At 63.8% G+C, this 17279-nt stretch carries 10 protein-coding genes; 4 read left to right on the forward strand and 6 right to left on the reverse strand.

Going from position 1 to position 17279, the window contains the following annotated elements; translation table 11 throughout:
• The first annotated feature begins 14 nt into the window (after window positions 1-14).
• Entirely contained in the window at window positions 15-3542 is a 3528-nt protein-coding gene (locus IF10I1_RS09430) for a PAS domain-containing hybrid sensor histidine kinase/response regulator (RefSeq protein ID WP_050470917.1), read from the forward strand.
• Here IF10I1_RS09430 and IF10I1_RS09435 read toward each other — a convergent pair.
• The gene (locus IF10I1_RS09435; protein WP_186392570.1) at window positions 3532-6006 is read right to left on the reverse strand and encodes a bifunctional diguanylate cyclase/phosphodiesterase; all 2475 of its coding nucleotides are present in this window, start codon (window positions 6004-6006) and stop codon (window positions 3532-3534) included. The genes IF10I1_RS09430 and IF10I1_RS09435 overlap by 11 nt on opposite strands.
• Window positions 6007-6301: 295 nt before the next feature.
• The gene (locus IF10I1_RS09440) at window positions 6302-6976 is read right to left on the reverse strand and encodes a response regulator transcription factor (RefSeq protein ID WP_050470915.1); all 675 of its coding nucleotides are present in this window, start codon (window positions 6974-6976) and stop codon (window positions 6302-6304) included.
• A 388-nt stretch (window positions 6977-7364) separates the two neighbouring features.
• Here IF10I1_RS09440 and IF10I1_RS09445 point away from each other — a divergent pair, with 388 nt between their 5' ends.
• The gene (locus tag IF10I1_RS09445) at window positions 7365-8354 is read left to right on the forward strand and encodes an alpha/beta hydrolase (RefSeq protein WP_186392571.1); all 990 of its coding nucleotides are present in this window, start codon (window positions 7365-7367) and stop codon (window positions 8352-8354) included.
• Window positions 8355-8405: 51 nt separating this feature from the next.
• Window positions 8406-9275 carry a thioesterase gene (locus tag IF10I1_RS09450; protein ID WP_186392572.1) on the forward strand — a complete coding sequence of 290 codons (870 nt, stop codon included), beginning with the start codon at window positions 8406-8408 and terminating at the stop codon, window positions 9273-9275.
• Between the two features lie 65 nt (window positions 9276-9340).
• On the opposite strand, the gene IF10I1_RS09455 is transcribed toward IF10I1_RS09450, so the two are convergent.
• The 4 genes from IF10I1_RS09455 to IF10I1_RS09470 all read right to left on the reverse strand — a co-directional run bounded on the left by IF10I1_RS09455 (window position 9341) and on the right by IF10I1_RS09470 (window position 14689).
• Window positions 9341-10162 (reverse strand): hypothetical protein, encoded by an 822-nt coding sequence (locus IF10I1_RS09455; RefSeq protein WP_186392573.1) that lies wholly within the window; start codon window positions 10160-10162, stop codon window positions 9341-9343.
• Between the two features lie 118 nt (window positions 10163-10280).
• Complete coding sequence (locus IF10I1_RS09460) at window positions 10281-10892, reverse strand: 2-hydroxychromene-2-carboxylate isomerase (protein WP_186392574.1); 612 nt, start codon at window positions 10890-10892, stop codon at window positions 10281-10283.
• Between the two features lie 66 nt (window positions 10893-10958).
• Window positions 10959-12605 carry a cisplatin damage response ATP-dependent DNA ligase gene (locus IF10I1_RS09465; protein WP_186392575.1) on the reverse strand — a complete coding sequence of 549 codons (1647 nt, stop codon included), beginning with the start codon at window positions 12603-12605 and terminating at the stop codon, window positions 10959-10961.
• Window positions 12606-12721: 116 nt separating this feature from the next.
• Window positions 12722-14689, reverse strand: coding sequence for a methyl-accepting chemotaxis protein (locus IF10I1_RS09470; RefSeq protein ID WP_186392576.1), 1968 nt, complete (start codon window positions 14687-14689; stop codon window positions 12722-12724).
• A 403-nt stretch (window positions 14690-15092) separates the two neighbouring features.
• On the opposite strand from IF10I1_RS09470, the gene IF10I1_RS09475 reads away from it, so the two are divergent.
• Entirely contained in the window at window positions 15093-17129 is a 2037-nt protein-coding gene (locus IF10I1_RS09475; RefSeq protein ID WP_050470908.1) for a DEAD/DEAH box helicase, read from the forward strand.
• The last annotated feature ends 150 nt before the right edge of the window (window positions 17130-17279 follow it).

The raw sequence follows: 17279 nt of genomic DNA on the forward strand, positions 1-17279 counted from the left end.
CGGACAGGATTGCGATGCTGGACGGCTGGATCGTCACCTTAAGCGCACTGGGCTATATCCTGCTGCTCTTTGCCATCGCCAGTTTCGGGGACCGGCGCTCGCGCCTGCCGCTGGCGGTGAAGAGCCGGCCCTTCATCTATGCGCTGTCTCTCTCTGTCTACTGCACATCCTGGACCTTCTATGGCTCGGTTGGCGGTGCAACGCAGAACGGGCTGGAGTTTCTGGCGATCTACACAGGCCCGATCCTGCTCTTTGCCTTCGGCTTTCCGCTGCTGCGGCGGATCATCCGGGTCGCCAAGACGGAGCGGATCACCTCGATTGCCGACTTCATGGCCGCCCGTTACGGCAAGAGCCAGACAGTTGGGGCAACGGCGACGGTCATCGCCGTCATCGGCATCATCCCCTACATCGCCCTGCAGCTGAAGGCGCTGTCCCTGTCGGTCACCACCATGATCGGCCCCTTCGGCCCGCCGGACGGGGTGTCGCTGCTCACGTCCTTCGGCGACATCACTCTGCTGATCGCCATCGGTATGGCCGTCTTCGCCTGGCTGTTCGGCACCCGGCACATTGATGCGACCGAGCATCAGGAAGGGCTGATGCTGGCGATTGCGCTCGAAGCAGTGGTCAAGCTCTTCGCTTTCCTGGCGGTTGGCTTCTGGGTCACCTATGCCCTTTATGACGGGCCGCTGGATCTGGTGGCGGCAATTGCCACAAGCCCCAAGGTCGCCAGCGTCTTTTCCCAGCCGTTCCAGCCGGCGGAATGGATCGCCATCACGTGCCTGTCGCTGATCGCCTCGCTGCTGCTGCCACGCCAGTTCCATGTGGTGGTCACCGAGAACAATTCCGAGGCGGAGCTGCGCCTCGCCACCTGGATGTTCCCGCTCTACCTCATCGCCATCAACATCTTCGTGGTGCCGATTGCCGCGGCGGGCATGCTGACGCTGGATCCCGGCATCAATCCGGACTCCTACGTCCTCGCCCTGCCGATGGCCTCGAACCAGGGTTTTCTCGCCCTCTTCGCCTTCATCGGCGGCCTGTCGGCGGCAACGGCCATGATCATCGTCGCCACGGTGGCGCTGGCGATCATGATTTCCAATGACATCGTGGTTCCGCTCATTCTGCGCCAGCGCGGCAGCGACGATATCGCCTCGACACGGGGCAAGGATCTCAGCCGCATGCTGCTGCGCGTGCGCCGTGCCTCCATCTTCGTCATCCTGCTGCTCGCCTATGCCTATTACAGAGCAGCCGGAGATACCGCCGCCCTTGCCTCGATCGGCCTCCTCTCCTTTGCCGCGATTGCCCAGTTTGCTCCGGCCTTCTTTGGTGGGCTTTTCTGGCGCAAGGCAACGGCGCGCGGTGCGATTGCGGGCATGGTGGCGGGCTTTGGCCTGTGGCTCTACACCCTGCTGCTGCCGACCTTTGTCCAGTCCGGGCTTATTGCCGAAGCGATCCTCTTCGACGGGCCGTTCGGCATCGAATGGCTGCGGCCGCAATCCCTGTTCTACAGCCCCGCCGACCCGTTCCTGCACGGGGTTGCCTTCAGTCTTCTGGCCAATCTCACCTGTTTCATTCTCTTCTCCCTGACCCGGGCGCCCGAACCATCCGAACGGCTTCAGGCCAATCTCTTCGTGCCGCAGGAGCTGGCCTCGACGCCGTCCTTCCGCCTGTGGCGGACCCATGTGACGGTTGGTGATCTGAAGGCCACCGTCGCCCGCTATCTGGGGGTGGAACGCTCCGAGCGTTCCTTCCACCGGTACGCCCGTGAACGCGGCCTGACGCTGGATCTCAACGCTCCGGCGGATGCGCAGGTGCTGCGCTACTCAGAGCAGCTGCTGGCCTCGGCCATCGGCGCGGCCTCCGCAAGGCTGGTCCTGTCGCTGTTGCTCAAACGGCGCGATGCCACCATCAAGGGCGCCATGAAGCTGCTGGATGATGCCTCGGAGGCCATCCAGTACAACCGCGACCTTTTGCAGACGGCGCTTGATCAGGTGCGTCAGGGCATCGCCGTGTTCGACCGGGATCTGCGGCTGATCTGCTGGAACCGTCAGTTCCGCGACCTGCTAGGCCTTCCGCCTGAATATGGCCAGGTGGGCACCCCGCTCGACACCATCATCCGCTTCAATGCGGAGCGGGGCGAATTGAGAGGCAGTTCGGCCGATGCGATTGTGGCCGACAGGATCGAGAAGCTGGTCATCCGCCAGGAGACGTTCCAGGAGCGCCTGTCGATCACCGGCACCATTCTGGAGGTGCGCATCAGCCCCATGCCGGATGGCGGCATCGTTACCACCTTCACCGACATCACCGAGCGCGTGCTGGCCGAGGAAGCCCTGTCCAGATCCCACGAAACGCTGGAGCGCCGGGTGCGCGAGCGCACCGAGGAGCTGACCCGCGTCAACCAGCAGCTCGTGCAGGCAACCCATGCGGCCGAAGAGGCCAATATCGGCAAGACCCGGTTTCTGGCCGCCGCCGGTCATGACATCCTGCAGCCGCTGAACGCCGCCCGCCTTTACGCCTCCGTGCTGGTCGACAGGTTCCGCGAGGGGGAGGCAGGGGATCTGGTGCGCAATGTCGAAGCCTCGCTCGAATCCGTCGAGGACATCATCAGCGCCATTCTGGATATTTCCCGCCTCGACACCGGCGCGCTCAAGCCGGAATACGGCACCTTCCGCCTCGACGAGATTTTCCGCGCCTTGCAGCTGGAATTCGACCCGGTCGCGCGCGAACGGGACCTCAGGCTGAGTTTCGTGCCGACCTCGCTCACCGTCCGTTCAGACCGCCGCCTGCTGCGCCGCCTGTTGCAGAACCTTGTGTCCAATGCCCTGAAATACACCCTGACGGGCCGCGTCCTTGTCGGCTGCCGCCGCCATGGCTCACGTGTCGTCATTGAGGTTCATGACACGGGTATCGGCATTCCGGCCTCCAAGCAGAAAGCCATCTTCATGGAGTTCCACCGGCTGGACGATGGCATCCGCACGGCCAAGGGACTTGGACTCGGCCTGTGCATCGTGGAGCGGATCAGCCGGGTGCTGGATCACCCGGTCACCCTGCGCTCGCGAATGGGGAAAGGTTCCTGCTTTGCGGTGGAAGTTCCCTCAGCAGCCCCTGTTCCCGTGCTGCCCAGCGTTGGCGAGCCGGTTGCCGTGACCAGCAGCCAGCTGGATGGCATGCTGGTTCTGGCCATCGACAACGAGCCAAACATTCTCGACGGCATGCGCCGCCTGCTGGAAAGCTGGAGCTGCGAGGTTCTGACCGCCAGCAACGACATGGAAGCAGCCCAGCACGTGACGCAGCTTGGCCGCACCCCCGACATCATGCTGGTCGATTATCACCTTGATCAGGGCAATGGCATTGAATGTGCCGTGCGGCTGCGCTGGAAGTTCGGCCGCAGCATTCCTGCGCTGCTCATCACCGCCGACCGCAGCCGCGCCGTGCGGGCGGAAGCAGCGGAGCGGGACATCGGACTGCTCAACAAACCGGTCCGGCCTGCGGCCCTCAGGGCCCAGCTGGCGCGAGTCCGGGCAGAAATGCTGGTTACTGAGTGACGATCTTTCGCGACCCTACCCGGCTGGCGCCATAGTCAGGACGCGGCACGAGAGTGTCCGGGTAGGTCTCCACCGGCTGGCCGAAATAAAAGCCCTGCAAACTGCCACAGCCCATGAGGCGCAACTGATTGGCCTGTTCTTCTGTCTCGACGCCTTCTGCCGTCACTTCCATCTTCAGGCTGCGCGCCAGGATGATGACAGCTGAAATGATGGCCATGCTCTCCCCGCCATCGCCCAGTTCGCTGACGAAGGACTTGTCGATCTTGATCTTGTCGAAGTGATAGTGGCGCAGGTAGCTCAGCGACGAATATCCTGTTCCGAAGTCGTCCAGAGCGATGCGCACGCCCAGCGCCTTGAGCTGACTGAGGATCTCGGCCGTTGACCCTGCGTCCTGGATCAGCACGGATTCGGTGATTTCCAGGATCAGCCGTTGTGCCGGCAGTCCCGATTCCTCCAGTGCCCATTTCACCGCATCAACAAGCCCCGCCGCAGCGAACTGCAGCGGCGACAGATTGACCGCAATGGATATCTCGTGCTTGCTCCCGGCAGCCCGCTTGCAAGCCTCCCGCAGCACCCATTCCCCGATCGGAACAATCAGCCCGGCCTCTTCGGCGATAGGGACGAAGACGGCGGGTGAAACCGGGCCGATGAACGGATCGTTCCAGCGCAGCAGCGCCTCGCAGGACTGGATGTGTCCGGTCTGCGCCGAGACAATCGCTTGGAAAGCCAGGGTGAGGCCGCCTTTTTCGACGGCCCTGCGGAGCGCTGCCTCCATCTCGCGCCGCTCACGCTGTTCCCGGTCCATCTCGGCTTCGAAATACAGGGCCTGCCCCCGTCCGCTGCGCTTGGCCTTGTAGAGCGCGATATCCGCGCAGCGCATCAGGTCATCGATGGTGTCCGCCTGACGCGGCGCGCAGGCGATGCCAATCGTTGCGCCCACGGTGTAGCTGCCGCTATCGGTCAGCAGCGGCGCCTTCAGGCTGTTGATCAGTTCGTTCGCCAGCGCCTCGGTGTTCTGGCGGCTTTGCCCCACATGCAGAATGGCGAATTCATCACCGCCAATGCGGGCAAGATCCGCGCGTCCGGCACAGATTTCGCTGAACCGCTGCGCGACCAGATTGAGGATCTCGTCGCCCACGGGATGACCGCGCATGTCATTGATGGCCTTGAAGTTGTCGAGATCCACCATCAGCAGGCTGACATTGCTGCCATCGGCCAGCGCGTTCTCCAGGCTCTCGCCAGCCCGGCCCAGCAGCCAGTTGCGGTTGCCCACTCCGGTCAGCGCATCATGCTCAGCGAGATATTTGACCAGATCGTGGGCGCGGCGGGCATCGGTGATGTCAGACCCGACGCCGCGATAGCCGGTAAACTTGCAGGCTCGGTCGAAATAGGGCCTGCCGGTGAGAGACCACCAGCGGCGCTCACCATTGACGATGGTCAGCACGGGCATGTCGCGGAAAGGCTGACAGGCGTTCATCACCTCCCGCACCTCATCCCAGCCATCCCCCTGCTCGGCACTTGTCTGCAGGGCATCGATCAGGCCGTATCCCTGCAGGTCTTCCGGGGCGCGCCCGCAAACCTCGCAGAACCGGGCAGATGTCCGTTTCAGACTGCCCGCGCTGTCGGTTTCCCACAGCCAGTCGCTGGCGCTTTCCTCAAACTCGTTGAGCAGCAGGCCGATCACCTGTCCCCGGTGTTCGAGTTCCTGCTCCGTTATCACACGGGCGACAAACACCCGGGAAACCGCCAGAATACAAACCACCACCATAAAGGAATAGGCCGAGAGCAGGCTGGCAAGCTCGACCATCGGCCCCTTTCCGATCTGCATGATCTGGAACACCGATCCGCACCAGATCGTCACGACCCAGGCAAGGCCGGCCAGAGGCACCGTCGCCAGCACAAAGCCGCCCGCGCAGATCAGTCCGGCAATCAGGCAGGCGGAAAGGATGAGCGTATCCTGAGAACCGTAGTAAAAGGTCATGAACAGTGCCAGGCACCACAGGATGCCCAGTACGCCAGCCTGTACGGTCGCGGAAATAATGCCCCTGGAGGACGCCGTCGTAAATGCCCGCTTCCGGCTTTTCCGCCAGACGGCGACACCGCGGCCGATGACAAACATCATGGCTACCGACCAGGCGAGCAACAGGTAGAGCGGCGTCACACCGAAATTCAAATTGATGATGATGAGAGCGCTGAAGACGTTCCATGACGTAATATACGGCATGAACCGGACAATCGCCGTGATCTGCTGCGCGCGTATCCGGCCGCTCAGCTCATCCTCATCCAACAGTCCCCGGAAGATGAAGCGCACGGCGTCGGTCAGATGATGAAGTGGACGCCTCAGAAAATCAGCGATGCTGAGTTCCCCGTTCATGCACACGTCTTCCCCTGCTGCAGCCCGCCCGGCATCACCGGGCTCTGCTGCTCCGAATGCGACCTGCTTCTCGGCCTTCGCCTGGCTCATCCACTATCCGGTCAATATTTGCGCACAGGGTACATGTGTCGCTGGGGAACGTAATGTCTCATATCTCCGTAAAGAGGGGGTAAAAATCACGATTTGAATTAAACAAAGCGAAGATTTCCAATTGAGATCAACAGGAAACGGCTCAATCAATTTAATCAACTTGATAAAATACCTGTCCACGCTCTCCAGCCTGCCCAGCATTGCTCAGTAAGCATGCCTAAAGGATGGGCACGCCCGCAGAACAGCGGTTGACTGTTCGCGAAATCTGGCAGGGCTGAGATTCAAAACAGCAGGATCAAAGATCCTGGCTTGCTTCCGGTATCTGCCAGCTTCCGGCTTCGATCTTGGAGGCCGCAATCACCGCTTGCGTCCGGCTTTCAACGCCCAGTTTCTGCAAGATGGCAGACACATGCGCCTTGACGGTTGCCTCGGATACGGACAGCTCATAGGCGATCTGCTTGTTCAGAAGACCTTCCGACAGCATCATGAGGACGCGCACCTGCTGCGGCGTCAGACTGGCCAGCCGGCGCGCCGCATCAGAATCCTTGTCGGCGATGGTGAGGTCGATTTCCGGCGGGGTCCAGAGCGAACCGGCCATCACCTGCTCGATCGCATTGCGGATGACTTCGATGCCATGGGACTTGGGAATGAACCCCGACGCCCCAAAGCCGATGGCCCGGCGAATGGCCTGAGGCTCTTCATTGGCCGAGACAATCACCACCGGGACCGAAGGGTGCTGGGCGCGCAGGAACATAAGGCCCGAGAAGCCGCGCATGCCGGGCATGGACAGATCCAGCAGCACCAGATCCACGCCGCCGGCATCCTCCAGGCGGGCGGTCACATCCTCCAGCGTACCGGCTTCGTCGATCACCGATCCGGGATAGAGCAAATCAAGCGCCTGCCGCAGCGCCCCGCGAAACAAAGGATGATCATCCGCAATGATGAAATGGTAATTGTTGCTGTCCGCCAATGCTTTCCCCCCGATTTTACACCCCGGCACGTCTGCCGGCGTCTGGGCCGCTCCACGGCTCCCGGCCCCTTATCACATACCGTCCGGACGGACCGGAATGCTGACGCATCTGCTTCCCAGATCCGCTCGAACGCCATTCCATCCGGTCAGGCCAGCGCACACCGCACAACGGGCGCGGCCGTCCCGGTCAGAAGGCTCTGCCTTCACAGTGCACATCACCTTGCACCAGATCAAGCCTTGCCCGAAATCTCCCGCAAGTGACATGGGAGAAACGGCAACGCGCTGCAACTTCTCCGGATTGCCCCCTGACGTCCCCTGACTGAAGCAGATTGGCAGGCACGATCTGACACTTTAGCTTTCCCCAGTCACCGGAACCGGAGAACCCTTGATGCTGAGCCTTCACCATTCCCTCTTCCTGCCCGAAGCCGCGAGCGAAGAAACACGCGCCTTCAATGAGGCTCTCGCGGCACGTCTGGCTGCCGAGCCGGATCAGTGGAGCTTCCCCCCGCAGGTGGTCCGCGACCGGCGGGAGCAAGGCATAGGCCCCTTCCCGGCCCCTGTCCGCAGCCCGCGCGCTGAGGATATCTGGATCGAGGGCCCTGCACGTGGCGGGGCAGCGGGCAAGCTTCGCCTGCGGCTTTTCCGGCCACAGGACAGCCGGCCGGAGGGCGCCTTCCTGCATATTCATGGCGGCGGCTGGACGTTCGGCGGGGCGGACCTGCAGGATCTGCGGTTGGCCGAAATGGCCGACAGGACGGGGCTTCTGGTTGCTTCCGTGGACTACCGGCTTGCTCCGGAACATCCCTATCCTGCCGCACCGGATGACTGCGAAGCCGCAGCCCTCTGGCTCATCGGGCCGGCCGCGCAGGAATTCGGGCTGTCACGGTTTTCCATCGGCGGGGACAGCGCAGGCGCCAATCTGGCTGCCGTCACCCTGCTGCGCCTGCGGGACAGGCACGGTCTGACACCCTTCAGTGCCGCCGTCTTTATCGCCGGCTGTTTCGATCTGAGCCTGACGCCGAGCGCCAGATCCTGGGGCACGGAGAAGCTGGTCCTGAACACGCGCGATATCGAAATGTTCGTCCGTTTGTATCTGAAGAACGGCGAAGACCCCAAGTCTGCGGACATTTCCCCCCTGATGGCAGACCTGAGCGGCATGCCGCCCGCCTATTTCGTGGTGGGAACCCGGGATCCCCTTCTGGATGACACGTTGTTTCAGGCATCCCGATGGATATCGTCCGGGAACTCCGCCACGCTGGACGTCTTCCCCGGCGGATGCCATGTTTTCCAGAGCTTTCCTCTCGAAATAGCGGACCAGAGCAAATCTCTTATTGATAATTTCCTTAGCGTAATTATGAATAACTCTACTATTACCTGAAAGTAAGTTACATATTTTCCCGGCTACAGCAACCATCAGGGCCACCACACGATGCTGACTGAAGAAACCCTGTTCTCCTATGTGAGCCACAGCGATTGTACAGAACAGGGTGTTTTGAGCGAACATGGTTGCGTCCAACGGCTCGATGAGGCGGACAGGCAGTTCCGGCTCATCTGCGCGCTGAGTGAGTCTCTGGTCGGCGCCCGCCGCGTGCGGCATATCCGCTTCCACACTCCGGCCCCCTGCAGCACGCTGCTTGTGGTTTCCTCTCTCGTCTGTTTCGACGGCCCGCATATTCTGACCATCGTCCATCAGATGAAGAACGCCGTGACCGGAGAGGTTCTGGCCACGGCTATCGATGGCTATACCCCGCCTGCCGGCACCGCCCGCACGTTCCGCAGCAAGTTCAAAGATGTGGTTCAGGCCATGCCGGAAGAAGCGGCGCCCCGTGCCTTGCCCCCTTCTCCATTGGCCAACAAGGCAACGCTGGAAAGCATTGTCGAGGGCGGCGGATCGGTCATTTACCGGGGAACCGTGCTCCCAAGGCATCTTGGGGCGGACAACAAGGCAGATGATGGCTTTGTCGCGCAATGCATCGGCGAGGCGCTGCCTCATGTCTGGCAACAGACTCCCCTGAACCTCGGCTGGCAACAGGAAACAGGCAGTGAGCGCCGCCTTTTCGAGATGAAACTGACCTGGATCAGTCCGCTCAAGGCAGGCGAAAGCTTTGTGATCGCCGTCAGCCTGACTGGCACCCAGGCAAACATGCTGGGCGCGCGTTTCTTCGTGTTTGAAAGCCGCGCCAGCCGCCTTTGCGCCATCACCGACACCGCTTTCGGCCCCGTTTGCCGGGAGAGCGGCGAGCCTGCGGGCCTGCCCACTGGCACGCAGGAAGCCCTGTCACGTCTGCGGGCAGACTGAGCAGAGGAGACAGCCTGTCCCGCCGGAGCCTGCAACGCGGCCGTGAGATGCGAGGGAAAGGCCGTCTACTGACCCGTTTCTCTTTGCAGATCCCGCATCAGACCGAAGAACCGGCGCATGGCCTGCTCCGTGAAGGAGAGCATTTCGTCGAGCTGTTCTTCATCCTTTTGCGACAGTTCCGGAGCCGGGCGGGTGTTGCCGCGGGGGGCTTCTGCGGATGGGCGGCCCGGGGCACCGCTGTCCGAGTTGCCCTTGAGAGCCGCAATTTCTTGCCGCAGGGCTGCGTTTTCCTGCCGCAGCTGGTCGATTTCACCCAGATAAGCGGCTTCTGCATCCGGAGAAGGCATGCAGCGCCACACCCCATTGGCCGGTTTGCAGAAGGCGATCGTTCCGGCCACCCTGTCCAGCCGCAGGTAGCTGCCGTCCACTTTCACGAGCGCGTAACGCCGCGGATCAGCGACCGGAGCCTCAGAAGGTGCGGTTTCCTGCGCCGGATTTGCCTGCTGATCCGCCTGCTGGTCCGCCACCGGGACAGGTGCCGTTGCAGGCCGGCTGACCGGCACTTTTGCTGGTGAGTCCCCTTGGGATCTGCCTGCAGCGCTGTTCGCGGTCTTGCTTGCGGGAACGGCGGGAGCAGGCTTGGGCTTGGTTTTAACCTGGCTCTGGCTCTGGCCTTGAGCTTTTGCCTTGGCGGCAGGCTTGCCCGAGGGCACGGTCTTTGCGGGAGCCCCCTGACCTGCCACCTGGCCCGCCGCAAGGCCGCCCTGCGGTGCCGCGCTTTTCGCCTCCGCCACTTGTCCCTGCAGGAAGCCGGACAGGGCCAGAAGAGCCACGGCGAGCGTTCCTGCGCGCAGCCGCGCAGATGATGCCAGTTTCGGATCAGCCATCGCCCATGCCTCCATTCGCCGCGCGCCGGGGGACTCGCCCACATAAGCTGCATGTTAGCGGGGGACTATGTCAAAAGCACGCCGTTGCGGCAGTTCTGCCCAGGAAGCTTGTCCCGCCTCAAACCGGCCGGAAAGCATCCCGGCCCGAGACAAGCGCATCTTCCAGCAGGTCCAGCCTGTCCTGTCCCCAGAAGGGCTCGCCTTTCAGCACGTAGCAGGGCGAGCCGATGACGCCCAGTTCGATGGCGCGGCGCTGATTCTCCTGATAGGCCTCCTGAATGGCTTCGCTGCCTGCTGCTGCAAGCAAGGCGTCTGCATCAAGGCCCAGCTCCCTCAACAGCCCCGCCAGAACCGCTTCGTCGGCGATGTTCAGGTCTTCCACCCAGATGGCGCGGAACAGCCGTGCCGAACAGGCCGCCACCGGGCCGCCCGCCTCGGCAACGGCAATGGCGCAGCAATCGGCCAGGGTGGGATCGGCGGGAAAGAAGGCTGGCTTCAGCGTCAGCGGCACGCCGCGCTTTTCCCGCCAGCGCTGCAACTCGACAAAACGGTAGGCCTGACGCACCGGATGGCGCTTGGCCAGCGGCAGACCGCCCGACACCTCGAAAACCCCGGCCAGATTGACCGGCCGGAACCGCACCTCCTGCCCATGCGCCGCCGCAAGATCCACAAAGGCCTGATGGCCGAGATAGGCCCAGGGCGAAACGTGGGTGTAAAAATAGTCGATCACTGGCAGGTCTCCCGTCGAACCGGCTTTTCCGGTCAGGGCGAACCTTGCCGGTTTCGCGCCGGAGACTCAAGTCACGCTGGCAGGCATTGGCAACAGAGCCTCCAGAGTCTCGATCCGGTCGGCCTCATGCGGCGGCTTGTCCCAGCGCAGGCGGGCGATGCGGGGAAAGCGCATGGCAAGGCCGGATTTGTGCCGTCCGGAGCGGTTCAGCCCCTCGAACGCCACTTCCAGCACCAGCCCCAGATCGGGCGTATGCGCCACTTCCCGCACCGGACCGAAGCGGTTGACGGTGTTGTTGCGGACGAACCTATCGATCTCCAGCAGTTCCTCATCGGTAAAGCCGGAATAGGCCTTGCCCACCGGCAAAAGCTCCTCGCCCCGCCAGACGCCGAAGGTATAGTCCGAATAATAGGACGAGCGCTTGCCGTGGCCGCGCTGCGCATACATGAGCACCGCATCCACTGTGAAGGGATCGCGCTTCCACTTGAACCATTCCCCGCGCGGACGCCCTGCTAGATAGGGCGACTGCCGCCGCTTCAGCATCAGCCCTTCCACGGCGCCTGCATCAGCCTCCGGCAGATGCGCGGAAGGCTCCTCCCGCCAGCGGGCCAGTTCCTCCCAGTTCGCAAAGGGCACCAGTGGCGACAGGTCAATGCGCGGCGGGGCTTGCGCGATCAGGAAAGCCTCGAGCCGCGCCCGCCTTTGCTCAAACGGCAGGGCGCGCAGGTCTTCTCCATTGTCCATCAGAAGATCATAGGCCCGGATGGCGGCCGGAAGCTGCTGCATCAGCTTCGGTGCTGCCGTCTTGCGGTTCAGCCGCTTCTGCAGCTCGGAAAAGGGCTGCACCGCACCATCGCGCAGGATCAGCAGTTCCCCGTCGATACAGCCCTCGAAGGTCAGGCTCTCCAGCACATCGGGAAAGGCGGCGGAAATGTCATCGCCGGAGCGGGAGTAAAGCCGCGCCACACGCCTGCCCGCCGCATCTCGCCCGGCTGAAGCCTGCACGCGGATACCGTCCCATTTCCATTCGGCCAGAAACTGAGCCGGGTCCAGCGCCTCCATATCCCGCGCCTCATCCAGCGGGTGTGCCAGCATCGGCGGGCGGAAGGGTGCCGGGTCCCGTGCCTCGGGCCTGCCGCCCTGCCCTTCCACCCAGGCCAGCAGCGCCGCATAGGGCGGCTTCTGCGCGTTCCAGACCTCCTCGATCTCATCCACGCTGACAGTTCCAAGCCGCGCCAGCGCTGTCTTGGCGAGGCGGGCGGACACCCCCACCCGCAAGCCACCGGTGACAAGCTTCAAAAGCGCCCAGCGGCTCGTCTCATCCAGAAGGTCCAGCCATCCGGCAATCAGCTGCGGCACCTCGCTGCGGCCAGCGCCAGCAAGCCGTTGCACCACGGCGGAAAGTCCCGGCCCCTCGCCATCGGCTTCGCCGGCCCGGTCGGGCGCGGGCCACATCAGCGCCACCGTCTCGGACAGATCGCCGACGAAATCATAGGACAGCGCGAAGAGCACCGGGTCCGTCCGTTCCCCCGCCAGCGCCCGCAGCATTGCAGGCTTGGCGTGACGGAACTCCAGCGTGCCCGTCAGCGCCGCAAGGGCATAGCCCCGGTCCGGATCGGGCGTGCGGCGGAAATAATCCACCAGCAGCGCCTCCTTGGCATTGCGGGAGCTTTCAAAGGCAAGACGGTCCAGAAGGCGGGAAAAGGCACGCATACCCGGATGATAACGCGCCGGGGCCCCAAGTCCACGAAGTTGGCTCGTGGAACAGCAAAAGGACGCCGGCGGGGCTGCCACCGGCGTCCTTCATCAACATGTCTCTGCTGCGCGTATCAGCTAGCCATCTGGCGGCGCAGGGCCGCGCGGCGGGCTTCCACATCCTGAACCATATCCGCAAGGAAGGCATCGACCGCCTTGGACAGGTTCTCGGAGACGGACTTCACATCACGCGACAGGCTGTCGACCATCTCCGCCTCGGTGCGCGTGTCCTGTGCGGTCCGGGTCACATTGGCGACGCTGGCCGCAACCTGATCCGAGCCATCGGCCGCGATGGTGATGCTCTGGGTGATCTCGCGTGTTGCTGCGCTCTGTTCGCCGACCGCGTTCTTGATGGCCGTCGTCATTTCCATCACGGATTCGATCGATCCGGTGATGCGCTGGATCGAGGTCACCGCCTTGCTGGTCATGCCCTGCACCGAAGTGATCTGGGCGGCGATTTCCTCCGTCGCCCGGGCCGTCTGGTTGGACAGTTCCTTCACTTCGGCCGCCACAACGGCAAAGCCCTTGCCCGCTTCTCCGGCACGGGCCGCCTCGATGGTGGCATTGAGGGCGAGAAGGTTCGTCTGCTCCGCGATGGCGCGGATCATCTCGACGACAACGCCGATCTTGTCGGTTGCTTCCGCAAGGCTCGACACATGCACATCGGTCTCGCGGGCCACCTCGGTGGCTGCGGTAATGGCGACAGACGACCGGTCGGACTGATTGAGAATCTCCGAGATGGCGCTGGAGAGTTCCTCAGCCGCAGCGGCCACGGTCTGGACACTGCGCGAGGACGTGGCAGAGGCTGCCCGCGCCTGATCAGCCGCGGCAAAGGCCTGACCCGACACTTCCGTCACCCGCTGGGCGCTGCCGGCCATCGCTTCCGTCTTTTCGGCCACGGCCTGCATGCTGGCATCGATCATGCTGCGGAAGCGGTCGATGATGGCCTCGACCTGAGACTGGCGGCCGCCTTCGAGCGAACGCTCCTGCTCCATTTCCTTTTCCAGCGCCTGACGGCGGCGGGCATTGTCCTGAAACACGGTGCCTGCACGGGCAAGATCGCCGATTTCGTCGCCCCGCTCCAGCAGCGGCATGGTGAAGTCGGTCTCGTCCTGCGCCACCCGGCCCAGCGCTGCGCGGATCTGGCGCAGGTTGGCGAGGATCGCACGCAGATTGAGAAGGCTGATGATCACCGTCACCGCGATGGCCGCGGCAGACATGAGCCCGGCAACCAGCGCGCGGGAATAGGCTTCGCCCTCCATGACCGCGACGGTCTCACCGGCGGCCTTGAGCAATTCCAGCGTCTCCTTGCGGATGATGTCGAGCCGTGCCGTTGCCGCGTCGAACCACTGCGGTCCCGTCACCCCCTGCCCATTGTCCGTCTGCGGCAGGGTGAGAAGCACCTTGCGCCAGTCCCTGACCTGTTGAACGGCGCTGCCGGTCATCATCCGGTCAAGCGCTGCGGCCTGGTCAGGCGTCGCCAGCATGTGGAAGCTCTGAAGATAGGCCTCGCCGGCGGCCACCCGGTCGACAAAGGACAGGAACACCGCATAGTCGGTCACCTCCCCCTTGCTGGCCGCCGTAAACAGGCGCGCACCGATGGCGCGCTCCAGCCCGCCGGCTTCCTTGGCCTGAATGAGCGCCGTGAACGGCAGCAATTCCGCGGCCAGGCGCGGCTCGCCCGTATCAAGCGCGATCGCAGAAACCGTGCCCATGAGGCCGGAGATCAGATCTGTGTAAACCTTCAGGTTGTCAGCGCCATTGACCGAACGGGCATCGACCGCGGACCGGTGGCTGGCAATGACGCGCGGGAGGCTGGCCATCTCCTTGAGCTCGGCAGAGGCATCCGCCACAGCAGCCTGCGACAGAAACGCCTGCAGAGCCTGCAGATCTGCATCCGTTGCGCCCCTCTGTTTGGTGACAGCCGCTGCCGCTGCCTGGTCATAGCCGGAGGCAATGAGCACCGCCGTCTGGCCGCGTTCCTTCTGCAATTCGTCCACGACAGCCTCGACAAGGCCCGAAACCTCAACGAGCGGTTTCATGTCTTGCATCTTGCGCAGGTATGTGAATTCGCTCAGAAGAAAATTACTGGCATAAACAACAACTGCCAGAAGCGGTACTACCGCCATGAAAGCGATTTGCAGACGTATATTGCGCATCGAAGCCCACCATCCATCAGTCCGGACCTACAACCTGAATATGCTTCGGTAGGTACTCTGAGTTAACGCCAGACTAACCAGACAACTCCAAAGCGTGATTTCTGGCATATTAGGTGTTTGGACCTATCCGGACCGCACGCATGCAGCTCCCGGCAAGCAGCCGTGTGCCAGAGGTTTGCCGCAGCCAGTGGACGGCAGGGCTATTTTGCCGTATAGGGGGTTCCAACATGACGGGCACGCCGGACATATGAAGGCTGCTCCGCCCCCTTTTTCACGAAAGACACACATGATCGAGACGCACGCCGTTGCACCGGCGCTGGCCGCCGCTTTGGCAAAACGGGGCTATTCCAGCCTTACTCCGGTTCAGGAAACCATCCTGGCCGACGCCCCCGCAGACGCCGACCTTCTGGTTTCCGCCCAGACGGGCTCCGGCAAGACTGTTGCCTTCGGCCTCGCCCTTGCTCCGACGCTGCTTGGAGACGATGAACACCTCGGCCCCGCCGGTGCGCCGGTGGCCCTTGCCATCGCCCCGACCCGCGAGCTGGCCCTGCAGGTCAAGGCTGAGCTGACCTGGCTTTATGAGCAGGCCGGCGCCCAGACCGCGTCCTGCGTTGGCGGCATGGACCCGCGCGCCGAGCGCCGGGCCCTTGAACGCGGCGCCCACATCGTCGTCGGCACGCCTGGCCGCCTGCGCGACCACATCGAACGCGGCGCCCTTGACCTTTCCGGCATCCGCGCCGTGGTTCTGGACGAAGCGGACGAAATGCTGGACCTCGGCTTCCGCGAGGACCTGGAGTTCATTCTGGACGCTGCTCCGGAAGACCGCCGCACGCTGATGTTCTCGGCCACCGTGCCGAAACCGATTGCCGATCTCGCCCAGCGCTTCCAGCGCAACGCCGTGCGCCTGACCACGATCAGCGGCCGCGAGCAGCATGTCGACATCGACTATATCGCCATGCCGGTCGTGCCGAACGAGCGCGAGAACGCCATCATCAACATCCTGCGCTTCCACGAGGCCCAGAAGGCCATCGTGTTCTGCGCCACCCGCGAGGCGGTGAACCGGCTGACCTCGCGCCTTGCCAACCGGGGCTTCTCGGTCGTGGCGCTGTCGGGCGAGTTGAGCCAGGCCGAGCGCAGCCATGCGCTGCAGGCCATGCGCGATGGCCGTGCCCGCGTCTGCGTCGCCACCGATGTGGCCGCACGCGGCATCGATCTGCCCAACCTTGATCTCGTCATTCACGCCGACCTGCCGACCGGCAAGGCCGCCCTGCTGCACCGCTCTGGCCGTACGGGCCGCGCCGGCCGCAAGGGATCGAGCGTTGTCGTCGTGCCCTTCCCGCGCCGCCGCGCCGCAGAGCGCCTGCTGCAGCTGGCCGGTGTGAAGGCCGAATGGCGTGAAGCCCCCTCCGCCAATGCCATCCGCGCCCAGGACAAGGCCCGTCTTCTTGCCGATCCGGTTCTGAACGAACCGGCAGAAGAAGAAGATCTGGAGACGGCCCGCGAGCTTCTGGCCGTGCATGATGCCGAGCGTATCGCGGCGGCCTTCGTGCGCCTGTACCAGCTGCGCCTGCCGCCGCCGGAAGAGCTGACGGAAGACAGCTTTGAAGCCCGCGGCCCGCGTGAGCGTGGTGACAGGGGCGACCGTGGCCCGCGTGATGACTTCGGCGGCGGCAAGAGCTTCGAAGTCCGCAACAAGTTCGAAGATGGCGTCTGGTTCCGCCTGTCCCTCGGCCACAAGCACCGCGCCGATCCGCGCTGGCTGCTGCCGATGATCTGCCGCGCCGGCCACGTGACGAAGAAGGAAGTGGGTGCCATCAAGATCGGCAACACCGAAACCCTCTTCGAGATCATGGGCGGCCATGCGGAGAAATATGCCGATGTGATCCGCCGCGATGGCTCCGGCGAGCGCGGTGTGGTGATCGAGCCTGCCGACGTGCGCGGCGGCTTTGCCCCTTCCTTCCGTGGCAATGACGAGGACGGCCCGAGCCGTTACGAGCGTGCCCGTGAACGCAACACCGGCCGTGGCTTCGGTGGCGGCGCCCCCGCTGGCCGTGGCGGCCCGGCTCCGCGCCGCAGGCGTTTCGAGGATGATGAACCGCGCCCGACGCATCCAGCCTTTGCCCCGATGGACGAGGCCCCGCTCGACCGTGGCCCGAAGCGCGGCAAGCGCGGCCCTGACGGCGGCGGCTTCGGCGGCGCACCAGCCGGTGAAGGCTTCGCCCCGCGCAAGGGCAAGCCGGCCTTCAAGGACGGCGGCCCGAAAAAGGCCGCCCACCGCAAGGGCGACGGCGTGAAGAAGAAGTCGAAGAAGCAGGACGGCTGAGGCAGGCCGTCCGGCGTACTCACTTCATCGGGAACTGGTATAGGCCGCGCCACACACTAAGGTCGCCCCGGACGAAGCGCAGCGCAGATCCGGGGACCACTCGCTTGCAGAGCAATCAGATTTGCCCTCGCAGCGGGACATAAGACCGGG

This window comes from Pannonibacter sp. I15F10I1 (genome assembly GCF_900185665.1).
GTDB classification, from domain to species: Bacteria; Pseudomonadota; Alphaproteobacteria; order Rhizobiales; family Stappiaceae; genus Pannonibacter; species Pannonibacter indicus.